Below are 1415 nucleotides of genomic sequence, written 5' to 3' on the forward strand. Positions count from 1 at the left end.
TGCGGTCATCGCCTTCAACGAATCGCTTCATGAGTCACCCGGATCTCAGTGCGTTGATTCAGTTTAGGCGACCAACGCGTTTTCACACAGGCTGGACCCACAACGGCCCTTCGATGCCCCTGGAAGGAGACATTGAAGACAGGTCAAGCTTGCGTCCGCAATCACTCATGTAACATCGAGACTGAAATCGGAGCGTATTGCGTTGACAAACCGGGAAGAAAAATGATCCGTTTCAGCTTTCTCTTCGCTGCCTTATGTCTCGGGGCCTCACTGGCGCACGCGGCCGGCTTTCGATTTATTGAGATTCCGGGTAACGGATCGCTTCCGCCTCTCAAAGGAGCCGTCTGGTATCCGTGTAATCAACCGCCACGCGACGAAAAATTGGGCCCATTCGTGCTGTCTGTTGCCAAGGATTGTCCAGTCACGGGCGAAAAACTACCGCTTGTCGTTATCTCGCACGGTAGGGGCGGCACTTTCCTGGACCATAGTGACACGGCCGAAGCGCTAGCAGATGCGGGTTACGTGGTCGCGGCGATAAACCATCCTGGTGACAATGCGATAGACAAGACCCGCACCAATGACTTCTCGGTATTCGTTGAGCGGCCAGCGGATATCAAGCGTTTGATCGACTTCATGCTTGGATCATGGCCCGCCGCTGCCAGAATCAACGCGAGCGACATCGGCATCTTCGGTTTCTCGCGCGGTGGATACACTGGGCTGGTCGCTGTCGGTGCTAATCCGTATTTCGGAAAGAGTCTGCGCCTATGTGACGGGGTGGATACGCCGCTCTGCGATCAGGTGCACAAAGGAGAACTGCCTGAACTCGTTCATGATCCGCGTATCAAGGCGGCTGTGATTGCCGATCCAGTTAGCATCTTCTTCACGAAAGACAGTTTTTCCAATGTGAAGATACCCGTACAACTTTGGAGATCCGAGCTTGGCGGGGGCGGTGTGACGCCAGAGAGCGTCGCGAACATCGTCGGCGAAATGCCGACGAAACCGGATGTTCACTTCGTGCCCCATTCCCAGCATTTCTCCTTCATGGCACCCTGTTCGGTTGAATTCATGCAGTCCGCACGAGAAATCTGTACTGACAGACCGGACTTCGACCGTAATTCTTTTCACAAAGAATTCAACGTCGACGTGCTCGTGTTTTTTCGTAAGTACCTGATAGACACGAATAACCCCGCGTAGAACATGTTCTGTGCGGCCGAGGAAAAGCTATTCGTCGGCCGGACAGAAAGCCACAACGGCTTATCTATGCAGTGAATGTCAACGATCTAGGTAGCAACATCGAACGGCCGTTTCTGGCCGAATTCGCGCATTCGCCCTCATAAGACGGCCACCGCGCGCGTGGCCGCTCCTTTGCTCAGTTCGCCATGCGTCGTTGCGCGCCCATCGAGCCGCCTGCTAAT

At 54.6% G+C, this 1415-nt stretch carries 1 protein-coding gene; it reads left to right on the forward strand.

Going from position 1 to position 1415, the window contains the following annotated elements; all coding sequences use genetic code 11:
* Positions 1-222 precede the first annotated feature (222 nt).
* Complete coding sequence (locus A3CW_RS0144135) at positions 223-1194, forward strand: alpha/beta hydrolase family protein (RefSeq protein WP_028209160.1); 972 nt, start codon at positions 223-225, stop codon at positions 1192-1194.
* Positions 1195-1415: the final 221 nt, after the last annotated feature.

This window comes from Paraburkholderia nodosa DSM 21604, from assembly GCF_000519185.1.
Taxonomy (GTDB): domain Bacteria; phylum Pseudomonadota; class Gammaproteobacteria; order Burkholderiales; family Burkholderiaceae; genus Paraburkholderia; species Paraburkholderia nodosa.

What these genes read in the sequence shown, in the direction of transcription:
- A3CW_RS0144135 (WP_028209160.1), top strand. Translation starts at nt 223, where the DNA reads ATGATCCGTTTCAGCTTTCTCTTCGCTGCCTTATGTCTCGGGGCCTCA.